This window comes from Staphylococcus sp. GDX8P80P, from assembly GCF_017893095.1.
GTDB classification, from domain to species: domain Bacteria; phylum Bacillota; class Bacilli; order Staphylococcales; family Staphylococcaceae; genus Staphylococcus; species Staphylococcus borealis.
Genome location: NZ_JAESMI010000010.1, coordinates 39,791 through 64,035 on the forward strand (window position 1 = coordinate 39,791; position 24,245 = coordinate 64,035).

Consider the following 24,245-nt stretch of genomic DNA (forward strand, 5'->3'; position numbering starts at 1 on the left):
TCATAATAGTATGATTGTTTATCAATTTCATAGTAATTGTTTTAGAATTAGTCATTTTATTCAGGTCTACTTGAAAAAATGAATATTCTGACTGATCAAATTCATAAGCGTTAATTAAATATGTATCGGTCAAACGAATTAAATTTGGCATTACAGTTAAAATGAGGATCGTAATGAATAAAGAAATAAGCATTTCAATAAATGTAAAACCTTTAATTACTAAGTCGGATGCAAACTTTTCTCTTTGCTGAATTATTGTTATTACATATCGTATTTTTGTAAAGTTTAATTTCATATTTCCCTATGTTAATTCCTTTTTTTAGTTCATTAAGGCTGTAATATTTATGACTAGTCATGATTGCATGTTTCATATCTAGCATATCGTATTGGTTTCGCAAATTGACATTGAATTGTTGTAATAGTGGCAAAAAAGTTAAAGTGATGACTGACATCACCATAAAACTAAATAAACTATCAATTAATAGACTTCCTTTAACTTGATAATTTGACAAAACGTATCCTTCCTTTATCTATATGGAAAATTATTCTGTAAATGTGTGTTTTATACTTTAAAATAATTGATCCAAAATGATTTATTTTCCCTTCATTATTAAATGTGAGTGTTTGTACTTTTACAACAGAGGTTATCTTTGCTCCAAATAAACTTAATGTGTACTTTTTTCCGTTCTGTTCTATCACTTTTATTTCTGAAGCATTCTTATTAAGTACTATTGTGATAGATTGATTTTCGGCAATTGCTTTTGATTTAAGATATTCAAATTGGGCAATAATATTATTAATTTTTAATCTACTCTCAAATAAATTTAAATGATTTGTTTTATAAATATATGGGGAAACGTTTAAGAAAATGATTAAAATAATTAAAGTGAGTAATGTTTCAAGTAGTGTAAATCCAGGCAATTTATTAATTCGCAATTGCCTCACCATTTGATATAGAAATAGTTTCTCCAGAGCGACATTGTTTTTGTCCGTCTTTTATTAAACCTTCTGCAACAAGTTCATTTATGTTAGTTGGGGCACGATTATGCTTTAGAGTATAGGCTTCTATCTGACTATTGACCATTTTTACTTGTGCTTCACAGCCAGTGGACTGTATATGAGCAGTTTGTTTAGCAATATTGGGAATGATTAATATTAATAGAACGCTAATAATGAGCAATACTAATAACATTTCAATAAGTGTAAAGGCTTTTAACTTCTTCATATTTTTAACGGTTATCTTCATATAAAACTCCTTATTATTTAATATTTTGCATTAATTGAAACATAGGTAGCATTATAACTAAGTACAAACTAACAATGAATATGCCTAAGAATAGAAAAATAATGGGTTGAATCACTTTAGTATGTTGAACGGATTTTTCTTGAAATCGGTTAATTAGTATAGTTGCGTATATTTTTAGTTCAACATCTAATTTGCCACTTTTTTCTCCCTGCTGTATAAATTTAATCAAGTCATCTTGAAAGCAAGGCATCATAGCCAAGCTATTTGCCAAAGAAACGCCATTGTTAGTTTTATCCATTAGAAACCCTCCCAGATAAGTTAAATATTCATTCTCTTTTTGAGCTAAGTAAGTTGTAACGATGTCCTGTAAACTCACACCGTTCTTATAAAATAAGCTTAAATCATTAGAGAGTTGATACGTTTTAAAAATTTTATAATAATTGTTGATTAATGGTAATGACGATAAAATAAGTACTTTTTTGGAGGTATTCAAGCGAAATAGAATGATGATAAACGATGAAATCGTTATAAGTAAGATGATGAAACTTATGAAGATAATTGTTGGTAAAGAGGTAATCATAGATGTTAAAAATCTTTGATAAAATGATAAATTGACATCCATAGATACGTATAATTGTTCAAATTGAGGGATTACAGTATAATTCAAAACAATAATCATGCACGTGAAAACGGTGCATAGTAACAATGGGTATTGAACAGCTTTTATCACTTTTTGTTTTGCAGATAAGTTCGTTTTCATATATTTTATAGACTCCTCTAGAGCATCTTCTAGGGTTCCATATTTTTGTGAAAAATATACTTGAGTGGTGATTGAATTAGGATAACCTATTAATTGTAAAATATCATAGCATGTTTTACCTGTTTTAATAGATGTCATAATTTTACTATTTAATTCTTTATCTCTGTATTTAAAATATAAATTGATAAATTCAAAACTTTCAAGTAATGTAAACCCACTTTTTAATAAGTTCGTCAGCGTTTCTAGTAAATGTATCATTTGAGCACTAGTTAAATTCTTTGATGGAAAATTAAAAATATTTGTTTGCAGTATCTTCACAAATCGTTCCTTCTTTGGATAATAAATTTAATTGATGTTCTAGATTATTAAAATTATGCGGTAAAGTTTGTTTATGATCAAAAAAATATTCAATTTGATGCCTATCAATCGTTTCACAAATCAGACGTCGTTCGTTCTGTGTTGTTGTAATTAACCTTTGATTTGAAATAATATTGATAGATTGCGTTAATTCTTGTTTTGAAATTCCCATTTCAATTAACCTTAATAGAGCGCCTTTGCAATTAGCAGAATGCATTGTCGATAGAACTAGGTGACCGCTTAAACTTGCTTGAATTACACATTTAGCTACTTCAGCATCTCGTATTTCCCCTATTAAAATTATATCTGGATCACACCTTAATATTGCTTTGAATGAACTAACATAATCAATTCCTGCTTTTTTATTAATGGATACTTGAGTAATGCCTTTAAGTAATTGTTCTACCGGGTTTTCAATAGTGATGACGTTCAAATTTAGTTCTTTATAAGCGTGTAGCACCATCTGATACATCAATGTACTTTTACCAGATCCTGTTGGACCAGTGAATAAAATTAAACCTTGCTTCTTATTTACTAAATGTTTAAAATCTTCAAACGCTTTATATTCTTTCTTAGCTTTAAAATATTGAGGAATTATCCTTATTACACAGCTTTCTAGCCCTAATGATAATGGTAAAGTTGAAATTCTTAAATAGTAAGTAGATTTTGCTTGATAGGTATATCGACCACTTTGAGCAATTTGTTGTGAAGAAACATCTAAACCAGATCTGAATTTCATAAATACGAGTAATTTCTGGTATACATCTAAGTTAAAGGTTTCATATAGTTCAAGAGAGTCATTAATTCTAAATTTAATATGTACTTCATCTACTGAAGGGATGAAATGTATATCACTCGCATTTCTTGAAATGGCCTTATTTACAATTTCTCTGAATAGTAATTTCAAAAAAACACCTCCTACATATATAAACGTAGGAGGAAAAGAAATTACTTTATTTTATTGTCCATCTAAAAATGGATTTAACTGTTCATCATCCACAGTTGTATACGGACCATGACCAGGGAATAATGGCAAATCACCTTCTAATTCAAATAATTTATCTTTAATTGAATCAACAAGTGTTTCATAATCGCCACGATATAAATCTGTACGTCCAATTCCATTATTGAACAAAGTATCACCAACTACTGCAAATTCCTTAAACACATACGTCAAACTTCCTGGAGAATGACCAGGTGTATGAAGTACATTAAACTCAAAATTAGCAATGTGATGTTTTCCTTCGTCTAATTCTAATGGTTTAGCTTTGCTAGTGATTAAAGGCATACCATACTGTTTGAACTTAGCAGAACCATTTTTTTCAGAATCAGTCAGAAAACTGAATTCTTCTTTATGCATGTATAATGGAACATCATATTTATTAATTACTTCATCTAAAGCTGCAATGTGATCAAAGTGCGCATGTGTTAATAAAATTGCTTTTAATGGCTTGTTAATTTGATTTAATTTTTTAAAGATTTTATCTGATTCACCAGCCGGATCAATTAAAATAACGCTGTCTTCATTCTCGACAAAGTACGCATTAGTATCTACTAATCCTAAACTCAAGCTTGAGATTCTCATATTATTCTCCTTGTTTATCGATATGTTTCTGCACAGACTTTAATTTATCGTTCATTTTACGTGTTTTGTCTCGTCTATCGTCTATTCGCAAGTTTGTGCATACTCTATCTATACCTTTGTTAAATGGTAATTCATGAATTGCTTGTACTACTTCAAACAAGTCTTTTAAATCGCCTTCAATAAGTGTATTCATAGGTGTTAATTGATAATCAATTTTACCTTCTTGCTTAAATGATTCAAGTTTCATTTGTATTTCTGCAATATATTTACTAACACTTGGACCTTCAGTTCCAACTGGAATAATAACAACATCGACAATTGCCATTATTTAACACCATCCTTTTCTAATATATATGTTTTAATAAGTCCTGCTGCACCAGTGATGCCAGCGTCGTTACCTAGTTGTGCTTGTACAATTTCTGTATCCTTCTGAGCAGGAGTGAATGTTAAGTTGTGATACTCTGTTTTAATATTTTCAATTAAAATTAATCCAGCAGTAGACATACCACCACCTAAAACAATATATTTCGGATTGCTTGTTGCGCTAATAATACTACATAAGTATGCAATATGATTTGCAACTTTTTCAGTAATAAAAATACAGAATTGGTCTCCTGCTTTAGCCGCATCAAATACAGCTTTAGCTGTCACTTTATTTTCTTTAATTAACGGTAATATTGATGATTTAAATGTTAATTTAGGATAATAGAAATCAATTAAATTAACTACACCCGTAGCTGAGGCAACGGTCTCTATACAACCAGATTTACCACAATTACAATTGAATCGTTGGTCAAAATCAGTTCGGATATGACCTATTTCTGCGCCAGAACCATTATGACCATGTACAAGTTCACCGTTTGAGATAATACCGCCACCTAAACCTGTACCTAAAGTGATTGCAACGACGTCATCAGCACCTTGACCTGCGCCTTTATGCTTTTCTCCTAAGGCTGCTACGTTAGCATCATTATCTACATAAACTGGACAGTTAACAAATTCACTAAATATTTGACGAACATTAACATTTCCAGGCCAATGTAAATTGACTGCCCCATTAACAATACCTGTTTCGAAATCAACAGGACCAGGCACACCTATCCCGACACCGATCACATCATCGATATTTAATTGATGTGTTGCAAGTGTTTCTATAAATGAATCATAGATATTCTTTAATAAGGTTTTACCCGTATGATCAGACGTATCTGTTTTGATTGACCATTTGTGTAGTTGCTCAAGCTCACCGTCGAATATACCAAGTTTACAAGTTGTCCCACCAATATCAGCTGCTAAAATAATATTTTTCATTTATGCTCATTCCTTCTTTGGTTAATTAGTAAAATACATTTTAGATATTCATCTTTAGATAATAATTCGTAATGATGTAATGATTTGATTTCTTGTAACATCATTTCATACATATCGTTTGGATTTTTAAAATAAATTATAAAACCATAACGTTTCAGAAGTTGTAATACATCATAGAAATTATTAATTTCTCGATTCATTTGTCTTTTCCAACTCTTTTTTTAAATTTTTATAATTATTATTATTAGAATCAATAGCTATAGCTTTTTTTACATAAGTGAGTGCTTTTTCATTATCATCAAGCGCTCTATTAGCTATTGCCAATTCATAATTTAAAAGACCGGAATTAGGATGATTTTTTAGTCCGCGTTCCCAATCTGCCATTCCTTCTGCTCTTGAACTTGTTGTAGCTGTTATTAATCCTTTTAAATAATAAGTTCGATCATCATCATAACCTTTATCAATCGTATGATTAACGATTGAACTAGCCTCTTTATAATCATAATCTAAGATGGCATCTTCGATTAATTTATCATATATATTTTGTTCTTTAATAGTAAAAATTCTTACTTGTAAAGCTACAAATAAAACAAGCAATATAATTAAGAAAACCCAAAATAAATTTCGATTTGTCCAAAAATAATAGCCAATTAAGGTAATTAAAACGCCACCAATCAATCCGCCTAGATGCGCCATTATATTAATATTAGACATAAATAATGATAAGACTATCAACACTAATAAGGCGATTAACATTTGGCCAATTACCTTTCGAGTAAACGTCTTACTAACAAACATCATCGCGAAAATAGCGCCTATTAGACCAAAAATTGCGCCACTCGCTCCAACTGAAACAGTATGAATATTAAATGATAGGGATATAAAATTCCCAAGTAAACCAGAAATAATATAGATGCCTACCATTTTCAATGGACCAACGATTGATTCAACAATTTTCCCGAAAATAAATAATGACAACATATTCATTAAAATATGTTCAAAATTAAAATGTAAAAACATGGAGGTAATCAGTCGATACCATTCGCCATGAACAACATTAAAGTGTACTAAACCACCTAAATCTAATAATTTAACGTCTGAAAAATGGTTTAAATAGAGTATCATAATTAACCATATCAATACATTGACTGTGATTAAGCCATATGTCATTGGGGTGAAACGTAACATATGTTTATCAATTGGATTATTTGATAATACGCGCCTTTTATAATAAGTAGAAAGCTTGTTATCTTTTTTGAATAATAACTTAGTTAATAAATGATGATGAATCAATTTGTGTAAATCATTGTTATTAGCGATGCGTAGACACTCTATTTTAATTGGGCTAGATTCAACAAATTCATCATAGTGAAATGCTTGTTCAGTAAAATAATAGTATTTAATGTTTTTTAGTTTACAATTAAGCTCATTTTGAAATTGCTTGTAATTATCAATCATTTTCGCTTTATCAAACTGAATTTCTTGGTTAGAGACGATCTCTTTTCTGAATATCGCTAACGTATTCTTTTTTTTATGTATTAGCCAGACTTCACTATCATTTTTATCAATATTAACAAGGTCAAAGTTATAATATTTAATAAAATAATAGATAGACTTCCAGAAGTATTTTTCTGTATCCATTAATTCCTCCAAATATAATTAAGTATTAAAGATGATTAGTTCGTCAACAGGTTGGTCATGAGACTCAATATCGAACTGTGATAGTTGCAAGTCATAGAGTAAGCTAACAGTACTAGCTTCAGACTGACTTAAAAACCGATCATAATATCCCCCACCATAGCCTATACGATAGCCATCATTTCTAAATGCTACACCAGGAACAACTATCAAATCTAGTTTATCAGTAATTTCAGTATCTTCATTAACAAATAATAAGCCTTTTTCATCTTTTTCAAGACTATTAAAAGATAATATTTCTTTAAAATTCATTTCTTTCAACTTATAGTTTGTGTCAGGAACGAAGATATGTTTATTATCAGCTAACATCGATTCGATAATTGGGTATGTATCAACCTCATGAGGCATAGATAAGACAATACCTATCCTATTAGCATTTTGATATACTTGACTATTAATCAATTGATCTTTTAACCAAGTGTCTGCTTGTTGTTTGTGTTCTTTGTTTAAATGTTTCATTCGAGATAATATATCTTTTCTAATCTCTTTTTTACTCATAAAATCCCCACCCTTTTAACACTATATATATTATAACGTTATTAAAAGGTGATGTCATTTAGATGAAATAAAAAAGGAGGTAGACGGCATTCTTATGAATGATTATCTTTCCTCCTTAAAGTAAAAAAGCTGATAAAAACTCTCAACAAGTTCTTATCAGCTTAGTTAGCTACTACAAATTTGCATTGTAGCCTTAAATTATTTTTATAAAGCTTTAGTTAGCTATTATTTAGTTTCACGGTGTAAAGTATGTTTATTATCACGTGAACAATATTTTTTCATTTCAACACGTTCAGGATTAGTTCTTTTGTTTTTAGTAGAAATATAGTTTCTATCTCCACATTCTGTACAAGCTAATGTTACATTTACGCGCATGTTAAATCCTCCTTACCTTTTCTAAATACGACTTTATTATCATACCACTTAGTACAATAATTGAAAAGTATTATTTTTTATACATTAATAATTTCAATCAATTAAAAGTGAATTGGTTACTTTTTATCATCAAAATAATAATTAATGACGTCTCTACCTAAATCTCCGCCATTTAACCATGGTGGTGGAACGGGTTGATTCGTGTATACAATTGAAAATGATAGTTTAGGATTTTTGATTGGTGCATAACCTATATAAGTTGAATTAACTCTTGATTCACCATCTTGGAATACTTCGGCAGTACCAGTTTTCCCTGCAGAAGGTACTTTTGTTTTGTGGAAACTTGAATAGCCTGTTCCATCTTTTTCATTGAATGCCATTTCAAATCCTTTTTGTACTTCTTTGATTTCATCCTCTGAATTATTTACTTTATTTAAGACATTGCCTTTAATTTTTTGTTTAACTGGACCGATGTCATCACTATTTGTAGCATCATGAATTGCCAATCCTATATGTGGTTGGATTCTGTATCCATCATTCGCAATTGTAGAAACGTATTGTGATAACTGGATTGGACTATACGTATCATATTGTCCAATTGACAAATCAAGGTAATTTCCTGAATTATTAGTTAAAGGTTCAATTTGACCTATTGTTTCATTCGGTAAATCAATACCTGTCTTAACACCTAATCCAACTTGGTTTAACCCTTTTCTTAATTTCTGACCAGCTTCCCTTATATCTGAAGGTAAGCCCATACCACTATAATAAGGATCACCAGCTAATTTCAGTGCGGTTTTAAACATATAAACGTTAGATGAATGCATTAAAGCCTCCTTATCATTAATTCTGACTTTATCATTTTTATTAAAGTATGAACGTTTAGTTAATCCGCCTTTGAAATGCAATGGCTCATCTATCATTTCTTCGCCTACTTTTATAGCGTTATTTTGATATCCTGCTAGTAATGTTCCACCTTTGACAGAAGATCCAACTGCAAATTGGCCGGTAAAGTTACCTAAATCATAATCAGTAAGATTACCATTTTTATCAATTTGTTTTCCTGCCATTGCTAAAATATCACCATTTTTAGGATTTTGGACCACAATTAGCGCATTATCCATATCTTTAGCACCTTGGCTACGTAACGTTTTAATTTGATTTTCTAATAATGATTCAACTTTTTTCTGTAAATCTATATCGATTGTTAATTGTAAATCATCACCTCTAGAACCAGGATTGATGACTTCAGAATTGATAACTTTGCCAGATTTATCAGTTGTATATTTCATTTCTTTCTTTTTACCACGTAAAATATCTTCATATTGATACTCTAAATAAGATTTACCGACTCTGTCATTTCTAGAATAGCCTTTAGCTAAATATTGTTCAGTTAATTCTTTTGGAATACCTTCACTAGACGTAGAGACGCTTCCAAATATACTTCTCAAAGTATCTCCATATGGATAGCGACGATCCCAATCCATTGTTGTATTGACACCTGGAAGATTATCTAACTGTTGTGATACTGCAGCATATTCTTTTTCACTTACATCTTCGTTTTTAATTGTTTGTGGATTCATTGTAGAACCGGCAGCCATTTCACGATAAATTGCTAAAATCTGTAAGTCTTTTTTTGATAAACTTTCAATTTGTTTATCGCCGACTTTCTTATATAACTGTTTATCATATTGATCTTGAGTGATACTGCCTTCATTTAGCATCGACATTTCTTTTTTCATCAATGTATCAACTTCATCAGGATGTTTCTGAATCCAAAAATCTTGTTTATCTCTTTCAGTGATTTTATTTGTCTTCATAGAAATTAACGATGACAATTTTTTAGCAGTATCTAACATATCTTTTTGACTTGTTTTTCGAGATCTAGTGTATGTAATCGTTAGTTTAGATGCGTTATCTACTAAGACTTTTCCATTTCTATCTAGAATTCGCCCTCTAGGTACGGATTCATTTACAGTTATGTTCTCGTCATTTTTAACTAATTGACTGTAATGTGAACCTTGTGCAATCTGTAAATATCCTAATCTTAAAACTATAATTCCAAATATAACTATAATAGCACCAAATACGAAGCTAACTCGTTTATTCATTGTGTGCTTTATTTTTTCATCATTTGACTTTTCTTTTAATCTTTTAAGCAAGATAACCTACCTCAATTATTAAACATGTTTACTCATAAATGATATATGAAAATGAGACATATTACCATCATTTTCATAAAAAAAGTGGCCTCATAAAGAGACCACTTGCTAAATTGAAAAAGCAGAATTATTTTGTTGCATTATATAATTCGTCAACTTTTTCCCAGTTAACAACATTCCAGAAAGCACTGATATAATCTGGACGTTTGTTTTGATATTTAAGGTAATAAGCATGTTCCCAAACATCTAAGCCTAAGATAGGTGTTTTACCTTCAGTTAATGGGTTATCTTGGTTTGGTGTAGTAACAATTTCTAATTGACCATTATTAACTACTAACCAAGCCCAACCTGAACCGAAACGAGCTGCTGCTTTATCAGCAAATTCTTTTTTGAATTCGTCTAAAGAGCCCCATTGTTCTTTAATTTTATCAACAACAGTACCTTTTTCTTCAGAATTAGGAGTTAATAATTCCCAGAATAATGAGTGATTTAAGTGTCCGCCACCATTATTACGAACAGCTGTTTGAATATCTTCAGGTACACTATCTAAGTTAGCAACAATTTCTTCAATTGATTTAGATTCAAGATCTGTACCCTCAACTGCAGAATTTAATTTAGTAACATAAGTGTTGTGGTGTTTGTCATGATGGATTTCCATAGTTTGTTTGTCAATGTGTGGTTCTAATGCATCTGCTGCATATGGTAAATTTGGTAATTCAAAAGCCATATTTAATCATCCTCCTAAAAATTCGTTACATTTATAATAACAAGTTATTAACAAAGCAACAAAATATTTGCTTGCAACTAATATTAATACGCTTATTATCAACTTACTTATATAATATATCTCAAAAAGGTAGCTTTTAAACATAATACGAGTCAATATTTCGTCATTTTTAGATAAATCCTACTTTTGACCTATATTTCAATTGGTTTCCCACTTAAATAGATTAAAAAAACGGAGTGGACAGAATTTTTTCAATTCGTCGTCCACTCCCGGCTCGCTTAGTTTGTAGAATGTATTAATTTAAAATTTATTTTGATTTTTGACATGCTTCACACACACCATAAACTTCTAACTTATGCGTATGAATATCAACATTTGGTAAATAGGATTTAATTTGATCGATTGGGCAATAGTCAATAACTTTAGTGTCACCACAATTTTCACAAATAAAATGATGATGATGATGATTCATGCAAGCGATTCTAAATTTCATTTCTCCATCTAATTCAGTACTTTCAATAATTTTCAAATCTTTAAATAAGTGTAAGTTACGGTAAATAGTATCAAAAGATATGCCTGGATAATCTTTATCTAATTGTTTTTGTATATGCTTAGCATTGATATATTTATCTTCATTAACAAAAATATTTATCATATCTTCACGTTTTTTTGTATATTTCAAACCGTTATCTTTTAAAATTTTAATTGCATCATTTGTATTCATAAGTTATTTCCCCTTTTTAAGTCTTACGGTTGATTTTTGGAATAACATTGTAAGTCCTAATAATAAAACTAATAGTACTACAATAACACCACCAGGTGAAATATTCATATAAAATGCAAGTATAAGTCCTAATATTACTGAGAATTCACCAATTATAACACTTAAAATGATTAATTGTTTGAAACCTTTAGTAATTCGCATAGCTATAGCAATTGGTAACGTTATTAAAGCACTGACTAATAAAATGCCAACGACTCTCATTGAAGCTGAAATAACCATAGCAACGATAACTATAAATAGGAATTGAATCCATTTGGGAATATTTATAACTTTGCTATACTCTTCATCAAATGAAAGAATAAATAGTTCTTTATAGAATAATACGATGAATAACACGACAACTATAGCGATAACGACAACTGTTAATAAATCGCTAAGACTTACTGCACTTATTGAACCAAATAATAAGCCTACGATCTCTTGGTTGAATCCGTCAGCAAGAGAGATGAAAATGGCACTGAGCGCTATCCCAGCACTCATAATAATAGGAATAGCAATCTCTTGATAATTAGAGTATGATGTTCTTAAATTTTCGATTAGTATTGCACCTATAATGGCAAATAATATTCCAAACCACATTGGATTGATAATAGCGAGTGCAGGTGATAATGTCAATACAAACATACCAAATGAAATGCCGCCTAGTGTGACGTGACTTAATGCGTCTGCAATCAAAGATAATCTTCTTACAACAATAAAAGCACCAATCAAAGGTGCAATAAACCCTATTAAAATCCCACTAAGTAATGAATATCTCATGAAATCAAAATTTAATAACGCATCAATCATGGATATCACCACTAACTTGTTTGATAAAACTGTTCATTTTTAAACTCCTAATATATTAAATTTTAAGCTTCGCAACATTCTCTATTATGTTGATGATCTACAAATTTAACGGGATGACCATATATTTTCGAAATTTCAACTTCATCTAACTTTTTAAATTCTTCAGTCGATCCATGGAAATGTAAATGTTTATTTAAGCATGCTACTTCTGTTGCTGTATCTGCTACAACACCAATGTCATGCGTAACTAGTATAATTGTAATGCCCTCATGCTTTAATTGCTCAAGTGTTTCATAGAATTCACTAACATGTTTAGCATCGATACCATTTGTAGGTTCGTCTAATACAAGTACTGAGGGATTAGATATTAATGCTCTAGCAATTAATACACGTTGTTGTTGTCCACCTGAAAGTTCTGCAATATTTTTATTGATAAGATGTTGAATATTCAATCTCGTTAATACGGTATCAACTAATGCCTCATCCTTTTTATTGAATCTTTGAAATAACTTCTTCGTTTTTGTAAGTCCACTGAGAACAACTTCTTTAACGCTAGCTGGAAATCCAGCATTGAAAGCTGTGGCTTTTTGTGACACATAACTAATTTTTAATTCCGATTGATTTTGCTTCTTATAGGATTTGCCATCAATATATATTTCGCCTTTTTGTAAAGGTAGTAATCCTAATATGATTTTAAGTAAAGTTGACTTACCAGCACCATTCGGGCCGACAATTGCCAAAAATTCACCTTTATTTATGTGAATGTTGATGTTATCTAATACTTGCTTATTTTCAAAGTAATAATCTATGTTTTTTAATTCAAATACAGGTTGGCTCATTATTTCACCTCGTTTAATACTATACAATTAAGTTCATATATTGTAAATAGTAATGTTTACGACTTGTTTTTGTTATTTAGAAAAGGGTGATACAAAATTCATTTAGAATTAATTGTACCACCCATATGGCTTACTAGGACAATGAAGTTTTATTTTTAGAGTTAGTTAGGTGCTAAGCAATGACAAAGTAATTGCTTAATACTATCGCTAACTACTATTCAGTATAAAACAACTATTGTTGAAGAATTTTATTTTTTAACTCAGAATCGAATTGTTGTGCCTTTAACATTTCAATTTCAAATTTATAAGGTGCTTTCTTATTTTTCTTATCTTCACCGACATAAGGCGTTTCTAGAATTTTAGGAATATCTTTAAAAGCATCATGATGCACTACATAATTAAGTGCATCGAAACCAATGTGTCCGAAACCAATATTTTCATGTCTATCTTTATGCGCACCTTGTTCATTTTTACTGTCATTGACATGAACCACTTTTATTCGGTCTAAACCAATAATTTTATCAAATTCATTTAATACACCATCAAAATCATCTTTGATATTATACCCTGCATCATGCGTATGACATGTATCAAAACAGATTGATAATCGATCATTATGTGTGACACCATCAATGATTTGAGCAATTTCTTCGAACGTGCGTCCCACTTCAGAACCTTTTCCAGCCATAGTTTCTAATGCAATACGCACATCATTATCATGAGTTAAAACTTCATTTAACCCTTTGATAATTTGTTGAATGCCCTTCTCAGCACCAGCACCAACATGGGCACCTGGATGCAGAACGATATCTTTGGCACCAAGTGCTTGTGTACGTTCTATTTCATTTTGAAGGAAGTCTACACCTAACTGAAAAACTTCGGGCTTTGTAGTGTTTGCAATGTTGATAATGTATGGTGCATGAACAACTAGATTAGATAAACCATATTTATTCATAACTTCGTGGCCTTTTTCAATATTTAGATCTTCAATGCTTTTTCGTCGCGTGTTTTGAGGTGCACCTGTATAAATCATAAATGTTGATTCACCTAATTTATGCGCTTCTTCAGCAGAGCCTTCTAACATTTTTTTTCCACTCATTGATACATGTGATCCAATTAACATGATGTTCACCTAACCTTTTTTATTATTTTTTCGTTGTTGTCTATTTTGTCTCTTACTAAATTGTTTTCTTTCTTGTCTTTTCATTCTTTCAACTTCTTGTTTAAATTTCTTCTTATAACCTGGTTTTACTTTATTTTTAGTCTTACTACGTACTTTATGTTTGACTTCGTTTGTTAAGTGGTCATCTTTTCTTTCACGTTTACGTCGTGTGTTATGCGCTTTAATTGGTGTTAATTCATTATGTTTTACATCAACATTTTCAAAATGGTAGCCTTTATCCTCAATTAACGTAATTAGATTCTCTTCATCAGGACTATAAAGTGTGATTGCTACACCTTTATAGTTACCTCTACCTGTTCTACCAACGCGGTGAGTGAAAAAGTCAATATCTTTAGGTACGTCAAAATTAATAACATGACTAACGCCTTCAATGTCTATACCTCGAGAAGCTAAATCACTTGCGATTACAAATTGAAACTCTAAATTACGTATACGTTTCATTTGTTGCTTACGCTCTCTTGGTGTTAAACCTCCGTGTATCATACCAACTTTAATTCCAGCAGCATTGAGTGAATTTGCCAGCTCATCCGCATTATCTCTACTATTACAGAAAACGATACATAAGTATGGATTTAAAATATCGATTAATTGAAGTGTTTTATCTACTTTTTCAGTTCCTTTAGTTGGAATTAAATAGAATTCAATATTTTTTTTATTTTGAGACTTGGAATCCACTTCTACATATTCCGGATTGCTTAGATATTTATTTAAAAATGGTTGTAATGATTTAGGGATCGTAGCACTGAAAACTGCTATATGCGCATTTTCATCTAAGCGTGAAGCAATTAAATCTACATCTTCGATAAGGCCTAAGTCAATCATTAAATCAGCCTCGTCAACAATGAGATATGATGCCAAATGCGCATGTAGATGCCCACTTTGAGCTAAATCATTAATTCTAGTCGGTGTTCCAATGACTAATTGAGGTTGATTATTAGTTCGTTGTCTATCTTTTTCAATATCTGTACCACCTATAAAAAGGCTTACCTTAACCCCTTGTTTAAAACGAGCTAAATGACTAGCTGCTTGATATAATTGCTGCGCTAATTCTCTTGTTGGCGCTACCACAATAGATTGAGGTTCTTTGTTTTTTTCGTCTATTTTATCCATAAGTGGTAATAAAAATGCATGTGATTTTCCTGTACCTGTTTGGGATTGACCTATTAAATTTACGCCTTTTTTAATTCTTGGAATTATTCTATTTTGTATTTCAGTTGGTTTATTAAATTTTAAATCTTTAATTGCTTCTATAAGTTTTGAGTCTAAATTAAATAATTCAAATGGGTGAGTTGCCATCGATTTGGCCTCCTTAAAATATTCAGTTGAAGTTGTTTTAGTTCAATTTACATGTAGTTGAATGGATCGGTATTGATATTAGAAGCATCAATTGGGAAATCTATACTTTCATCATATAGCCATTGTTCTAATAATTCTTTAAGTCCCTCTCTCATCACATACTCACTGTAATGATTGATATCTAAAATGGTCATACCATACGTTTGTGCATCAAGTGCATCGTGATGTTTAACATCTCCAGTTATAAAAATGTCCGCACCTTTGTTAAATGCAAGTGCCTCATAACCAATTCCGGCACCACCGATGATAGCTACTTTTTGGATACGTTTATTAGCATCGCCTGTGTATCGAACACTTGGGATATCAAGTTCATGTTTCACAAATTTTACAAAGTCTGTTAATGACATCGCATCTTCTAAAGTGCCAATTTTGCCAAGACCATAATTTGCCGTTTTAGTCATTTTAATTAAATCATAGACAGGCGTTTCATAAGGATGATTGTCGATAATTGCTTTTTCAGCTAATGCATACTGGCTAGCTTTAATCATGAATTCAATTTTAACTTCATTTACATATTCTATGTTATTAAGCTGACCTAAATGTGGATTAGCATTTCCTACAGGTTTAAATTGGCCTTTACCTTCAGTTTCATAAAAACAATACTCATAATCACCTTCTTTGGCAAGTCCATGTTGATCAAGACGATCTTTAAAGTTTTCTACATTATCCTTAGGTATATATGTTTGAACTTTATAATACGTTTCATTCTCTTGATTTAAAAATTGTATATCTTGCAATTTTAATTTATTAGCCAACATTTGGTTAACACCGTAAACGTAATTGTCAAGATTTGTGTGCAACGCAATAAGGTTGATATTGTGACGAATTATTTTTTGAATTAATTGACCATAGCCATCATCAATGATTGACTTTACCCCTTTAAAAATTAAAGGATGGTGAGCGATAATCGTATTATAGCCTTTGTCGATAGCTTGATTAACAATTGCATCTGTACAATCCAACGTCGTTAATATACCATTGATTTCAGATTCATGATTACCTATAAGTAATCCAACATTGTCCCAATTCTCAGCTGTCTCTAATGGCACATGTGTATCGATAATAGACATTAATTGTTTAATTTTCATTATTTAACACCTCTGTAATTAATGATATATCCTTATCTATCTCTTTAAGTCTCTCATGATGTAACTCTGAATTCAATTGATTACGAATGTGATTTAAAGCTTCTAATTCATGACGCCATTTTTTATAAAATATTTCATTTTTATTTTGTAATAATTTCGGCCCAAATTTTAATTCTTTTTTGTCTAAATGATCCTGATGACCCATATGCGCTGCAACCACAATTTCATAGATATGTCCTTTCTCTTCCATAATGACTTCTTCTATGATTTGGTAATTCAGTGTCATGAGCGTGTATCTTAATACTTCAGTTTGAATATTACTTTGTAAGATTAATCTAGGACCATTTGCTAAATGAATGCGCCCTTCATTCAATATTCTTGCTATAAGCGGACCACCCATGCCACAAATTGTTATATTTTGAATAGATTCATTCTGACGAAGTACACTTAATCCGTCCCCTAATCGAACATCAATAACATCATTGAGCTGATTTTCTGACACATTCTTTTTCGCTGCTTCAAAAGGCCCTTTTATGACTTCACCTGCAATAGCATGTGTAATTAGACCATGTTGAATCGCATAGATAGGAAGATAGGCATGGTCTGAACCAATGTCGGCTAAGTTTCCTGGAACAAGATAGTTGCACACAGTAGTTAATCTTTGGTTTAAAGTTATCATAGATATCTCCTTTACTATAAAAAGAGACTGGGACAAAGTTAAGTGTCTCAGTCTAGCATTTTTCTAAAGCACATTATAGTAACACCTATAACAAAGTGTAATCATTACTAATCCGACTCGTAGATAAGTGTTCAATCTATAATGAGCAATGAAAAATAAATCAATTTAAACTCGAATTATTTTATTTATTAATCCATAAAGTCTTTTAGTCGCTTGCTACGACTTGGATGTCTAAGCTTTCTTAAAGCTTTCGCTTCAATTTGACGAATTCTTTCACGCGTAACACCAAAGACTTTACCAACTTCTTCAAGTGTTCGCGTTCTACCATCATCTAATCCGAAACGTAGTCGTAGAACATTCTCTTCACGATCAGTAAGTGTATCTAATACATCTTCAAGTTGTTCTTTTAATAGTTCATATGCAGCATGATCAGATGGACTTTGCGCTTCTTGGTCTTCGATGAAATCACCTAAATGACTATCATCTTCTTCGCCAATTGGTGTTTCAAGAGATACCGGTTCTTGAGCAATTTTTAGAATTTCGCGTACCTTTTCTGGTGGTAAGTCCATTTCTTCCCCAATTTCTTCAGGTGCTGGATCACGACCTAAATCTTGTAATAATTGTCTTTGAACACGAATTAATTTATTGATAGTTTCAACCATGTGTACTGGAATTCTGATTGTACGGGCTTGGTCAGCAATCGCTCTAGTAATTGCTTGTCTAATCCACCAAGTAGCATATGTTGAGAATTTAAACCCTTTACTAAAGTCGAATTTCTCTACTGCTTTGATTAATCCCATATTACCTTCCTGAATTAAATCTAGGAATAACATACCACGGCCTACATATCTTTTTGCAATACTTACAACAAGTCGTAGGTTAGCTTCTGCTAAACGAGACTTAGCAATTTCATCACCTTGCTCAATACGTTTCGCGAGTTCAATTTCTTCTTGAGCACTAAGTAGATTTACTCGCCCGATTTCTTTTAGATACATTCTGACAGGGTCATTTATTTTAACGCCAGGAGGGGCACTTAAATCATTAGGATTTAATTTCTCATCAGTATCTGAGCTATCTTTCTCATTTACTAAACTGATATCATTATCATTTAATTGGTCAAAGAAATCGTCCATTTGATCAGAATCCATGTCGAAATTTTGCAATTTTTCGGCTATTTCTTCATGGCTAAGGTGACCTTCCTTTTTCCCTTTTTCAATTAATTGTTTTTTAACATCTTCTAATGTTAATGTCGGATCTATTGTTTGTTTTTTAATTTTAACTTGGTTATCAGACATGAAAAGGCCTCCCAATAGTAATATATGCTTTCAAACAAGATATTTAATTATATAATATTTCAATATAATAAGAAAAGTATTAATAAAAATTCATAACAATGGTAACATTTCATATTCAATATTTGAATGTTAAATACTAATTTGTTTTCAAAACTACTACATTCGTTAAATATTACTTATGTTCCATTTCTACCCGTTAAAAACGCATAATAACCATTATACAATAATGGTTATTAAATAGAAATACAATTTATATGATTTGTTAAAACCTGTATGCTTCAAATACGAATTTATTTTAATAATGATGTTACATTCTTGCTTTATTTTTATTAACGATTTGTTCTAAATAATATTTTTGTAATTCTACATCACCTAGTCGCGATGCTTCGCGCAACTTATGATTTAATTCTTCAATGGTGTCACCATATTTAGCTTCATTTATAACATCCATATAATCTTCAATTTCGCTATCATAAGGCTCTTCATTTAAATCATAATTGTCTAATGCAATTATCGCATCCCTTAAATCATCGTTGTCTGTGTATAATATCATATCACTTATCGAATATTTATCATTTTCTGCGTAAAATTCTTCTAAAATACTATAGATGCGCTTGAAAAATTGATTGCTAAAATCGTCGCTTTCAAGTTGCTTATGATAATTTAAAAACAAATCTTTATCGTGCATAAAATGTTTAAGTAGCGCTCTCTCAGCACTCTCTTGCTTTGATAAATTTGAGAACATTGCATTTACGTTTTGTTGAATCTCACTATCATACGATTGATAATCGTTAAAATAAGGGTCATTCTGAACATATTGCTGTTGGCCTAATACATTACCATTTAATGTACTAGGATCTACGTTAAATATATTAGCAACATCTTTAATGACTTTATTTTGTAATATTTGTGAATTCATCATTGCAATGTCTTGTGTAACTTCTTTAAGGTAACGTTCATAAGCTAAATCATTATTAGTAATTTCGTCTTTATGTCGATTTACTTTATATAAAATAAATGATTTCTTTTCATTATTAACATATTCTAGAAATTTTTCATTACCATATTTTGTAATATATTCATCTGGGTCCATGTCTTTAGGTAATTGAACCACAAAAACATTTAACCCTTGTTGAAGAAGGTGTTGCCCTGTTTTAATAGTTGCTTCTTGCCCTGCGAAATCACCATCAAACATTAGTGTTATATGAGATGTTAATTTCTTGAGAACGGTTATGTGTTCATCTGATAGCGCTGTACCCATACTAGCAATAACAGGTTTTAAGCCGGAGGAATCAGATTTTATAACATCCATGAATCCTTCAAGTAAAATGGCTTCGTCATTTTTACGTATATATTTTCTAGCTTGATCAAGATTATACAATAATCGTCTTTTTTGAAATATCGGTGTTTCCGGACTGTTTAAATATTTAGGTTCTTGATTATTGTGAGTTCTACCAGAATAGCCAACGATACGACCTTGCGCATTTTTTAATGGAAACATAATGCGATCTCTAAAACGATCAAAATAGCTGAAATTTTCTTCGTTTCGAGATAGAAGGCCTGCTTCATATGCGAGTTCAATATCATAACCTTTTTGTTGTAAAAAGTCATGACAGAAATGCGTGTGATTAGGTGCATAACCTATTCCACGCGCTTTAATAAGTTCTTCAGAAAAGCCTCTATTTGTCAAATAGTTTAAGGCGTCTTCACCTTCAACCGTTTTAAGTAGAGCATACTGATAATACTCATTCATTAATTCATGCATCTCTATCATAGCTAAGTCATCAAACGCAATTTGACTTGTATAGTCACTTGAATTACCAATGTCAACAGATATATTTAGACGCTCACCTAGTTCTTTAACAGCCTCTACGAATGATAAATCTTTAATTTCTTGTGTAAATTGAAAGACGTTGCCACCTTTTTTGCACCCAAAACAATGGCAAATTTGTTTATCTTCAGAAACAGTGAATGAAGGGGTCTTTTCATCATGAAAAGGACACAAACCGATGTAATTGCGTCCTCTTTTTTCTAATTTTACATATTCACTTACTAAATCCAAAATATCTGTTTTATCTTTAATTTCATTAATTACTGATTGTTCAATGCGCAAAGTACATCACCCATAAATATTTATCATAATATTATACATTTTTAAAGTTTAAATTGAAACTATTTTGATTGATGCTCAATTATATTAATAACGTCATTGGCAGTTTCTTCAATTGCTTTATCTGAAACATCAATCACAGTGCATCCGATTTTGTTGACGATATCTTCGAAATATTTAATCTCTTCTTTAATACGCAACTCATTTGCATATCTCGCTGAATCTCCTAGTCCCAGTTGTTTTAAACGTTGTTTTCTTATACGATTTAACTTTTCTTCGCTAATTCTTAACGCGATACATTTCGATGGATCTATCTCAAATAACATGTCTGGAGGTGTTATTTCAGGTACTATTGGAACATTCATCACTTTATAACTCTTATGGGCTAAGTATTGTGATAACGGCGTTTTTGAGGTTCTAGAAACACCAATTAATACGATATCAGCTTTAGGTAGACCCTTAGGATCTTTGCCATCGTCATACTTTACGGCAAATTCAATCGCATCAATTTTTTTGAAGTAAGCATCATCCAAACGATGTACTCTACCAGGTTGATTATATGGATTTTCTTCAAATGCTTCTTTCAAATATTCCATTAATGGTCCCATAATATCAATAGAGCGTAACTGATTGGAATCGATTTTGCTTTCCATATATGTTTTCATTTCTGGTTTTACTAATGTATAAACGATAATTGCTTCTCTATCATTAGCTACTTGAATAACCTCATCTATATCTTCCTTAGTTTCAATATATGGATATCTCAAAAAATCATGTTTGCATTCTTTTGGATTAAATTGTGAAATACACGCTCTAGCTACTAATTCAGCAGTTTCTCCAATTGAATCAGATGCGATGATTATCTTTATATTTTCCATCGTTTTACCACCTATTCTTTAAATAATGATACAAATAAATTTGCGATTGTTGTTTTTGATACTCTACCTGTTACTTGATATTTATGATTACCTTTACTTTTAACAATTGGTATTGAATCAATTTCTTTTTCTATCATTTGATCTGCTGCATAAATGATAAGTTCATCTTCTTCAAGATAAGTTAAATTTGGCATTCTCGACATGTTAACACTGATTGGCATGGTATGAATATCTTCACCAATCATAGATGCACGTAACAAGTCTTTTCTAGAACAAACACCAATAAAATCATTGTGTTCGTTAATAATAAATAAGGTACTAGCATCTTCTAAGAAGATCGTACAAATAGCATCATAAACAGACATATCCTCTTTTACAATGACTGGTGGAGACATATAGTCTTTAACAACATATTGACGTAATTTATCAGTCATTAACTTGTTTTTAGATTTGCCAGAATAATAATACCCCACTCGAGGTCTGGCCTCTAAAAATCCTGACATTGTTAAAATTGCTAAATCAGGTCTCAAAGTAGCACGTGTCAAGTCTAGTTTTTCGGCAATGTGTTCCCCGGTAATAGGTCCTCCACTTTTGACTATCTCAATAATTTGTTCTTGTCTTTTACTAAGTTCTATAGGTCTTCACCCCTTTATTGTTCACGTCTATTATACCTATTTATTATTGTACCTACAAATTCATATAATTTCTTGCTATTAAATAATCAATCTATTAAACTAATGGTAAGCGAGTTAAGGATGGTGTAAGCTTAACAACTTCAATTTGGCTAATCGTAAAATTTGATAAAAGTGAGTGGCTACACTAATTTGGGTGGAACCGCGGGTTATTAAGTTATCAACTATATTTAATTGATATAGTGAAATAAATTAACTCGTCCCAAGATAATGATAAATGTGATTTTTTCATTTATTTATTGTCTTGGGGCGTTTTTATGTATTTAATAAGGAGAGATTATATGGTTAAAGATATGGAAACAATTGTATCATTAGCAAAACACAGAGGATTTGTTTTTCCTGGTAGTGATATTTATGGTGGATTATCAAACACGTGGGATTATGGCCCATTAGGTGTTGAATTAAAAAATAATGTTAAAAAAGCATGGTGGCAAAAGTTCATCACACAATCACCATTTAACGTAGGTATTGATGCAGCGATTTTAATGAACCCAAAAACATGGGAAGCATCAGGTCATTTAGGTAACTTTAATGATCCTATGATTGATAATAAAGATAGTAAAATCCGTTATCGTGCCGATAAGTTAATTGAAGATTACATGCAAAAAGAAAAAGGTGATGAAAACTTTATCGCCGATGGTTTAAGTTTTGATGAAATGAAACGTATTATTGACGATGAAGGTATCGTTTGTCCTGTAAGTGGTACTGCTAATTGGACAGATATTCGTCAATTCAATCTTATGTTCAAAACTTTCCAAGGTGTTACCGAAGATTCTACAAATGAAATTTTCTTACGACCTGAAACTGCACAAGGTATTTTTGTAAATTACAAAAATGTTCAACGTTCAATGCGTAAAAAACTACCATTTGGTATTGGTCAAATTGGTAAATCATTCCGTAATGAAATTACACCAGGTAACTTCATCTTCAGAACTAGAGAATTTGAACAAATGGAATTGGAATTCTTCTGTAAACCAGGTGAAGAAATTGAATGGCAAAATTATTGGAAAACATTTGCTAGCCAATGGTTAAAAGATTTAAATATTAACGAAGAAAATATGCGCCTACGTGATCATGACGAAGAAGAATTATCACACTACTCAAACGCAACTACAGATATTGAATATCGCTTCCCATTTGGTTGGGGTGAATTATGGGGTATCGCAAGCCGTACTGATTTTGATTTGAAAAAACATAGTGAACATTCAGGCGAAGATTTCAAATACCATGATCCTGAAACAAATGAAAAATATGTGCCATATTGTATTGAACCATCATTAGGTGCAGACCGTGTTACATTAGCATTCTTATGTGACGCATATGAAGAAGAAGGCGTTGAAGGAAGTAAAGATTCACGAACAGTATTGCACTTCCACCCTGCCCTTGCACCATATAAAGCTGCAGTTTTACCATTAAGCAAAAAATTATCTGAAGATGCGATTAAAATCTTCGAACAATTAAGTTCTAAATTTGCAATAGACTTCGATGAATCTCAATCAATTGGTAAACGTTACCGTAGACAAGATGAAATTGGTACGCCATATTGTATTACATTTGACTTTGATTCATTAGAAGATAATCAAGTAACAGTGCGTGACCGTGACTCTATGGAACAAGTACGTATGCCTATTTCTGAATTGGAAACGTTCTTAGCTGAAAAAGTTGCTTTCTAACTATAATCATATAAAGTACAAAGAGTCCGGGACATAAAGTTCTTGGATAAGTGAATAAAAGACAATTTCTATTGAAATAATATAGAAATTGTCTTTTTTATAAATTTTTTGATTATTTTCAGCTCGTTGAGCTACTACTTTTCTTATATTAAGTGCCATT

Annotated in this window: 24 protein-coding genes and 1 pseudogene; 1 reads left to right on the forward strand and 24 read right to left on the reverse strand. The window is 31.1% G+C overall.

Translation table 11 applies throughout. From position 1 onward, the window contains the following. Window positions 1-492: 492 nt before the first annotated feature. From comGD to ccpN, 24 genes and pseudogenes are all read right to left on the reverse strand, one after another. On the reverse strand, window positions 493-945 hold the full coding sequence (gene comGD, locus KA858_RS01300; RefSeq protein ID WP_348634745.1) for a competence type IV pilus minor pilin ComGD: 453 nt from the start codon (window positions 943-945) through the stop codon (window positions 493-495). Continuing rightward, on the reverse strand, window positions 926-1,246 hold the full coding sequence (comGC, locus tag KA858_RS01305; RefSeq protein WP_210134805.1) for a competence type IV pilus major pilin ComGC: 321 nt from the start codon (window positions 1,244-1,246) through the stop codon (window positions 926-928). The genes comGD and comGC overlap by 20 nt, the downstream gene beginning before the upstream one ends. Window positions 1,247-1,259: 13 nt before the next feature. Then, window positions 1,260-2,324: a competence type IV pilus assembly protein ComGB gene (comGB, locus tag KA858_RS01310; RefSeq protein ID WP_481906460.1), complete on the reverse strand. Its 1,065-nt coding sequence runs from the start codon at window positions 2,322-2,324 to the stop codon at window positions 1,260-1,262. Then, window positions 2,296-3,270, reverse strand: a complete 975-nt coding sequence (gene comGA / locus KA858_RS01315; RefSeq protein WP_107629525.1) for a competence type IV pilus ATPase ComGA — start codon at window positions 3,268-3,270, stop codon at window positions 2,296-2,298. Before comGA ends, comGB begins: the two co-directional genes overlap by 29 nt. A gap of 51 nt (window positions 3,271-3,321) precedes the next feature. Beyond that, a complete protein-coding gene (locus tag KA858_RS01320) occupies window positions 3,322-3,948 on the reverse strand; it encodes an MBL fold metallo-hydrolase (protein WP_210134806.1) in 627 nt (208 codons plus the stop codon). Between the two features lies 1 nt (window position 3,949). After that, window positions 3,950-4,273 (reverse strand): MTH1187 family thiamine-binding protein, encoded by a 324-nt coding sequence (locus KA858_RS01325; RefSeq protein ID WP_053029498.1) that lies wholly within the window; start codon window positions 4,271-4,273, stop codon window positions 3,950-3,952. Continuing rightward, window positions 4,273-5,259 (reverse strand): ROK family glucokinase, encoded by a 987-nt coding sequence (locus tag KA858_RS01330; protein WP_053029499.1) that lies wholly within the window; start codon window positions 5,257-5,259, stop codon window positions 4,273-4,275. The genes KA858_RS01325 and KA858_RS01330 overlap by 1 nt, the downstream gene beginning before the upstream one ends. Continuing rightward, complete coding sequence (locus KA858_RS01335) at window positions 5,256-5,459, reverse strand: YqgQ family protein (protein ID WP_053029500.1); 204 nt, start codon at window positions 5,457-5,459, stop codon at window positions 5,256-5,258. The genes KA858_RS01330 and KA858_RS01335 overlap by 4 nt, the downstream gene beginning before the upstream one ends. After that, entirely contained in the window at window positions 5,443-6,900 is a 1,458-nt protein-coding gene (locus KA858_RS01340) for a rhomboid family protein (RefSeq protein ID WP_210134807.1), read from the reverse strand. The genes KA858_RS01335 and KA858_RS01340 overlap by 17 nt, the downstream gene beginning before the upstream one ends. Before the next feature lie 18 nt (window positions 6,901-6,918). Further along, window positions 6,919-7,455, reverse strand: a complete 537-nt coding sequence (locus KA858_RS01345) for a 5-formyltetrahydrofolate cyclo-ligase (RefSeq protein ID WP_210134808.1) — start codon at window positions 7,453-7,455, stop codon at window positions 6,919-6,921. A 225-nt stretch (window positions 7,456-7,680) separates the two neighbouring features. Continuing rightward, entirely contained in the window at window positions 7,681-7,830 is a 150-nt protein-coding gene (gene rpmG, locus KA858_RS01350; protein WP_011275661.1) for a 50S ribosomal protein L33, read from the reverse strand. 116 nt (window positions 7,831-7,946) lie between these two features. Then, window positions 7,947-9,992, reverse strand: a complete 2,046-nt coding sequence (locus tag KA858_RS01355) for a peptidoglycan D,D-transpeptidase FtsI family protein (protein ID WP_210134809.1) — start codon at window positions 9,990-9,992, stop codon at window positions 7,947-7,949. A 127-nt stretch (window positions 9,993-10,119) separates the two neighbouring features. Further along, window positions 10,120-10,719: a superoxide dismutase gene (locus KA858_RS01360; RefSeq protein ID WP_037558187.1), complete on the reverse strand. Its 600-nt coding sequence runs from the start codon at window positions 10,717-10,719 to the stop codon at window positions 10,120-10,122. A 307-nt stretch (window positions 10,720-11,026) separates the two neighbouring features. Next, on the reverse strand, window positions 11,027-11,443 hold the full coding sequence (locus KA858_RS01365) for a Fur family transcriptional regulator (protein ID WP_075108718.1): 417 nt from the start codon (window positions 11,441-11,443) through the stop codon (window positions 11,027-11,029). Continuing rightward, window positions 11,430-12,292 (reverse strand): annotated as a pseudogene (locus tag KA858_RS01370) (metal ABC transporter permease). Before KA858_RS01370 ends, KA858_RS01365 begins: the two are co-directional and overlap by 14 nt. A gap of 62 nt (window positions 12,293-12,354) precedes the next feature. Beyond that, a complete protein-coding gene (locus KA858_RS01375; protein WP_053029506.1) occupies window positions 12,355-13,131 on the reverse strand; it encodes a metal ABC transporter ATP-binding protein in 777 nt (258 codons plus the stop codon). Window positions 13,132-13,363: 232 nt separating this feature from the next. Then, a complete protein-coding gene (locus KA858_RS01380) occupies window positions 13,364-14,254 on the reverse strand; it encodes a deoxyribonuclease IV (RefSeq protein WP_053029507.1) in 891 nt (296 codons plus the stop codon). A 9-nt stretch (window positions 14,255-14,263) separates the two neighbouring features. Beyond that, window positions 14,264-15,610, reverse strand: coding sequence for a DEAD/DEAH box helicase (locus KA858_RS01385; protein ID WP_210134810.1), 1,347 nt, complete (start codon window positions 15,608-15,610; stop codon window positions 14,264-14,266). Between the two features lie 47 nt (window positions 15,611-15,657). Further along, window positions 15,658-16,758, reverse strand: coding sequence for a Nif3-like dinuclear metal center hexameric protein (locus tag KA858_RS01390; protein WP_210134811.1), 1,101 nt, complete (start codon window positions 16,756-16,758; stop codon window positions 15,658-15,660). Beyond that, the gene (locus KA858_RS01395; RefSeq protein WP_053029510.1) at window positions 16,748-17,437 is read right to left on the reverse strand and encodes a tRNA (adenine(22)-N(1))-methyltransferase; all 690 of its coding nucleotides are present in this window, start codon (window positions 17,435-17,437) and stop codon (window positions 16,748-16,750) included. The genes KA858_RS01390 and KA858_RS01395 overlap by 11 nt, the downstream gene beginning before the upstream one ends. 188 nt (window positions 17,438-17,625) lie before the next feature. Then, complete coding sequence (gene rpoD, locus KA858_RS01400) at window positions 17,626-18,732, reverse strand: RNA polymerase sigma factor RpoD (protein ID WP_053029511.1); 1,107 nt, start codon at window positions 18,730-18,732, stop codon at window positions 17,626-17,628. A gap of 307 nt (window positions 18,733-19,039) precedes the next feature. Further along, window positions 19,040-20,845: a DNA primase gene (dnaG, locus tag KA858_RS01405; RefSeq protein ID WP_210134812.1), complete on the reverse strand. Its 1,806-nt coding sequence runs from the start codon at window positions 20,843-20,845 to the stop codon at window positions 19,040-19,042. A gap of 59 nt (window positions 20,846-20,904) precedes the next feature. Then, window positions 20,905-21,720: a pyruvate, water dikinase regulatory protein gene (locus KA858_RS01410; RefSeq protein WP_210134813.1), complete on the reverse strand. Its 816-nt coding sequence runs from the start codon at window positions 21,718-21,720 to the stop codon at window positions 20,905-20,907. 11 nt (window positions 21,721-21,731) lie between these two features. Next, window positions 21,732-22,355 carry a transcriptional regulator CcpN gene (gene ccpN, locus KA858_RS01415; protein WP_080365524.1) on the reverse strand — a complete coding sequence of 208 codons (624 nt, stop codon included), beginning with the start codon at window positions 22,353-22,355 and terminating at the stop codon, window positions 21,732-21,734. A gap of 338 nt (window positions 22,356-22,693) precedes the next feature. Here ccpN and KA858_RS01420 point away from each other — a divergent pair, with 338 nt between their 5' ends. Then, window positions 22,694-24,085, forward strand: coding sequence for a glycine--tRNA ligase (locus tag KA858_RS01420; RefSeq protein ID WP_107629536.1), 1,392 nt, complete (start codon window positions 22,694-22,696; stop codon window positions 24,083-24,085). The last annotated feature ends 160 nt before the right edge of the window (window positions 24,086-24,245 follow it).

Bases quoted from the DNA above. Each gene is read 5' to 3' on its own strand.
- KA858_RS01345 (WP_210134808.1), bottom strand. From the start codon at position 7,455: ATGAGTAAAAAAGAGATTAGAAAAGATATATTATCTCGAATGAAACAT.
- KA858_RS01360 (WP_037558187.1), bottom strand. From the start codon at position 10,719: ATGGCTTTTGAATTACCAAATTTACCATATGCAGCAGATGCATTAGAA.
- KA858_RS01390 (WP_210134811.1), bottom strand. From the start codon at position 16,758: ATGAAAATTAAACAATTAATGTCTATTATCGATACACATGTGCCATTA.
- comGC (WP_210134805.1), bottom strand. From the start codon at position 1,246: ATGAAGATAACCGTTAAAAATATGAAGAAGTTAAAAGCCTTTACACTT.
- KA858_RS01340 (WP_210134807.1), bottom strand. From the start codon at position 6,900: ATGGATACAGAAAAATACTTCTGGAAGTCTATCTATTATTTTATTAAA.
- KA858_RS01325 (WP_053029498.1), bottom strand. From the start codon at position 4,273: ATGGCAATTGTCGATGTTGTTATTATTCCAGTTGGAACTGAAGGTCCA.
- KA858_RS01395 (WP_053029510.1), bottom strand. From the start codon at position 17,437: ATGATAACTTTAAACCAAAGATTAACTACTGTGTGCAACTATCTTGTT.
- KA858_RS01320 (WP_210134806.1), bottom strand. From the start codon at position 3,948: ATGAGAATCTCAAGCTTGAGTTTAGGATTAGTAGATACTAATGCGTAC.
- rpoD (WP_053029511.1), bottom strand. From the start codon at position 18,732: ATGTCTGATAACCAAGTTAAAATTAAAAAACAAACAATAGATCCGACA.
- KA858_RS01420 (WP_107629536.1), top strand. From the start codon at position 22,694: ATGGTTAAAGATATGGAAACAATTGTATCATTAGCAAAACACAGAGGA.
- KA858_RS01365 (WP_075108718.1), bottom strand. From the start codon at position 11,443: ATGAATACAAATGATGCAATTAAAATTTTAAAAGATAACGGTTTGAAA.
- KA858_RS01385 (WP_210134810.1), bottom strand. From the start codon at position 15,610: ATGGCAACTCACCCATTTGAATTATTTAATTTAGACTCAAAACTTATA.
- KA858_RS01380 (WP_053029507.1), bottom strand. From the start codon at position 14,254: ATGTTAATTGGATCACATGTATCAATGAGTGGAAAAAAAATGTTAGAA.
- KA858_RS01410 (WP_210134813.1), bottom strand. From the start codon at position 21,720: ATGGAAAATATAAAGATAATCATCGCATCTGATTCAATTGGAGAAACT.
- KA858_RS01335 (WP_053029500.1), bottom strand. From the start codon at position 5,459: ATGAATCGAGAAATTAATAATTTCTATGATGTATTACAACTTCTGAAA.
- rpmG (WP_011275661.1), bottom strand. From the start codon at position 7,830: ATGCGCGTAAATGTAACATTAGCTTGTACAGAATGTGGAGATAGAAAC.
- KA858_RS01330 (WP_053029499.1), bottom strand. From the start codon at position 5,259: ATGAAAAATATTATTTTAGCAGCTGATATTGGTGGGACAACTTGTAAA.
- KA858_RS01375 (WP_053029506.1), bottom strand. From the start codon at position 13,131: ATGAGCCAACCTGTATTTGAATTAAAAAACATAGATTATTACTTTGAA.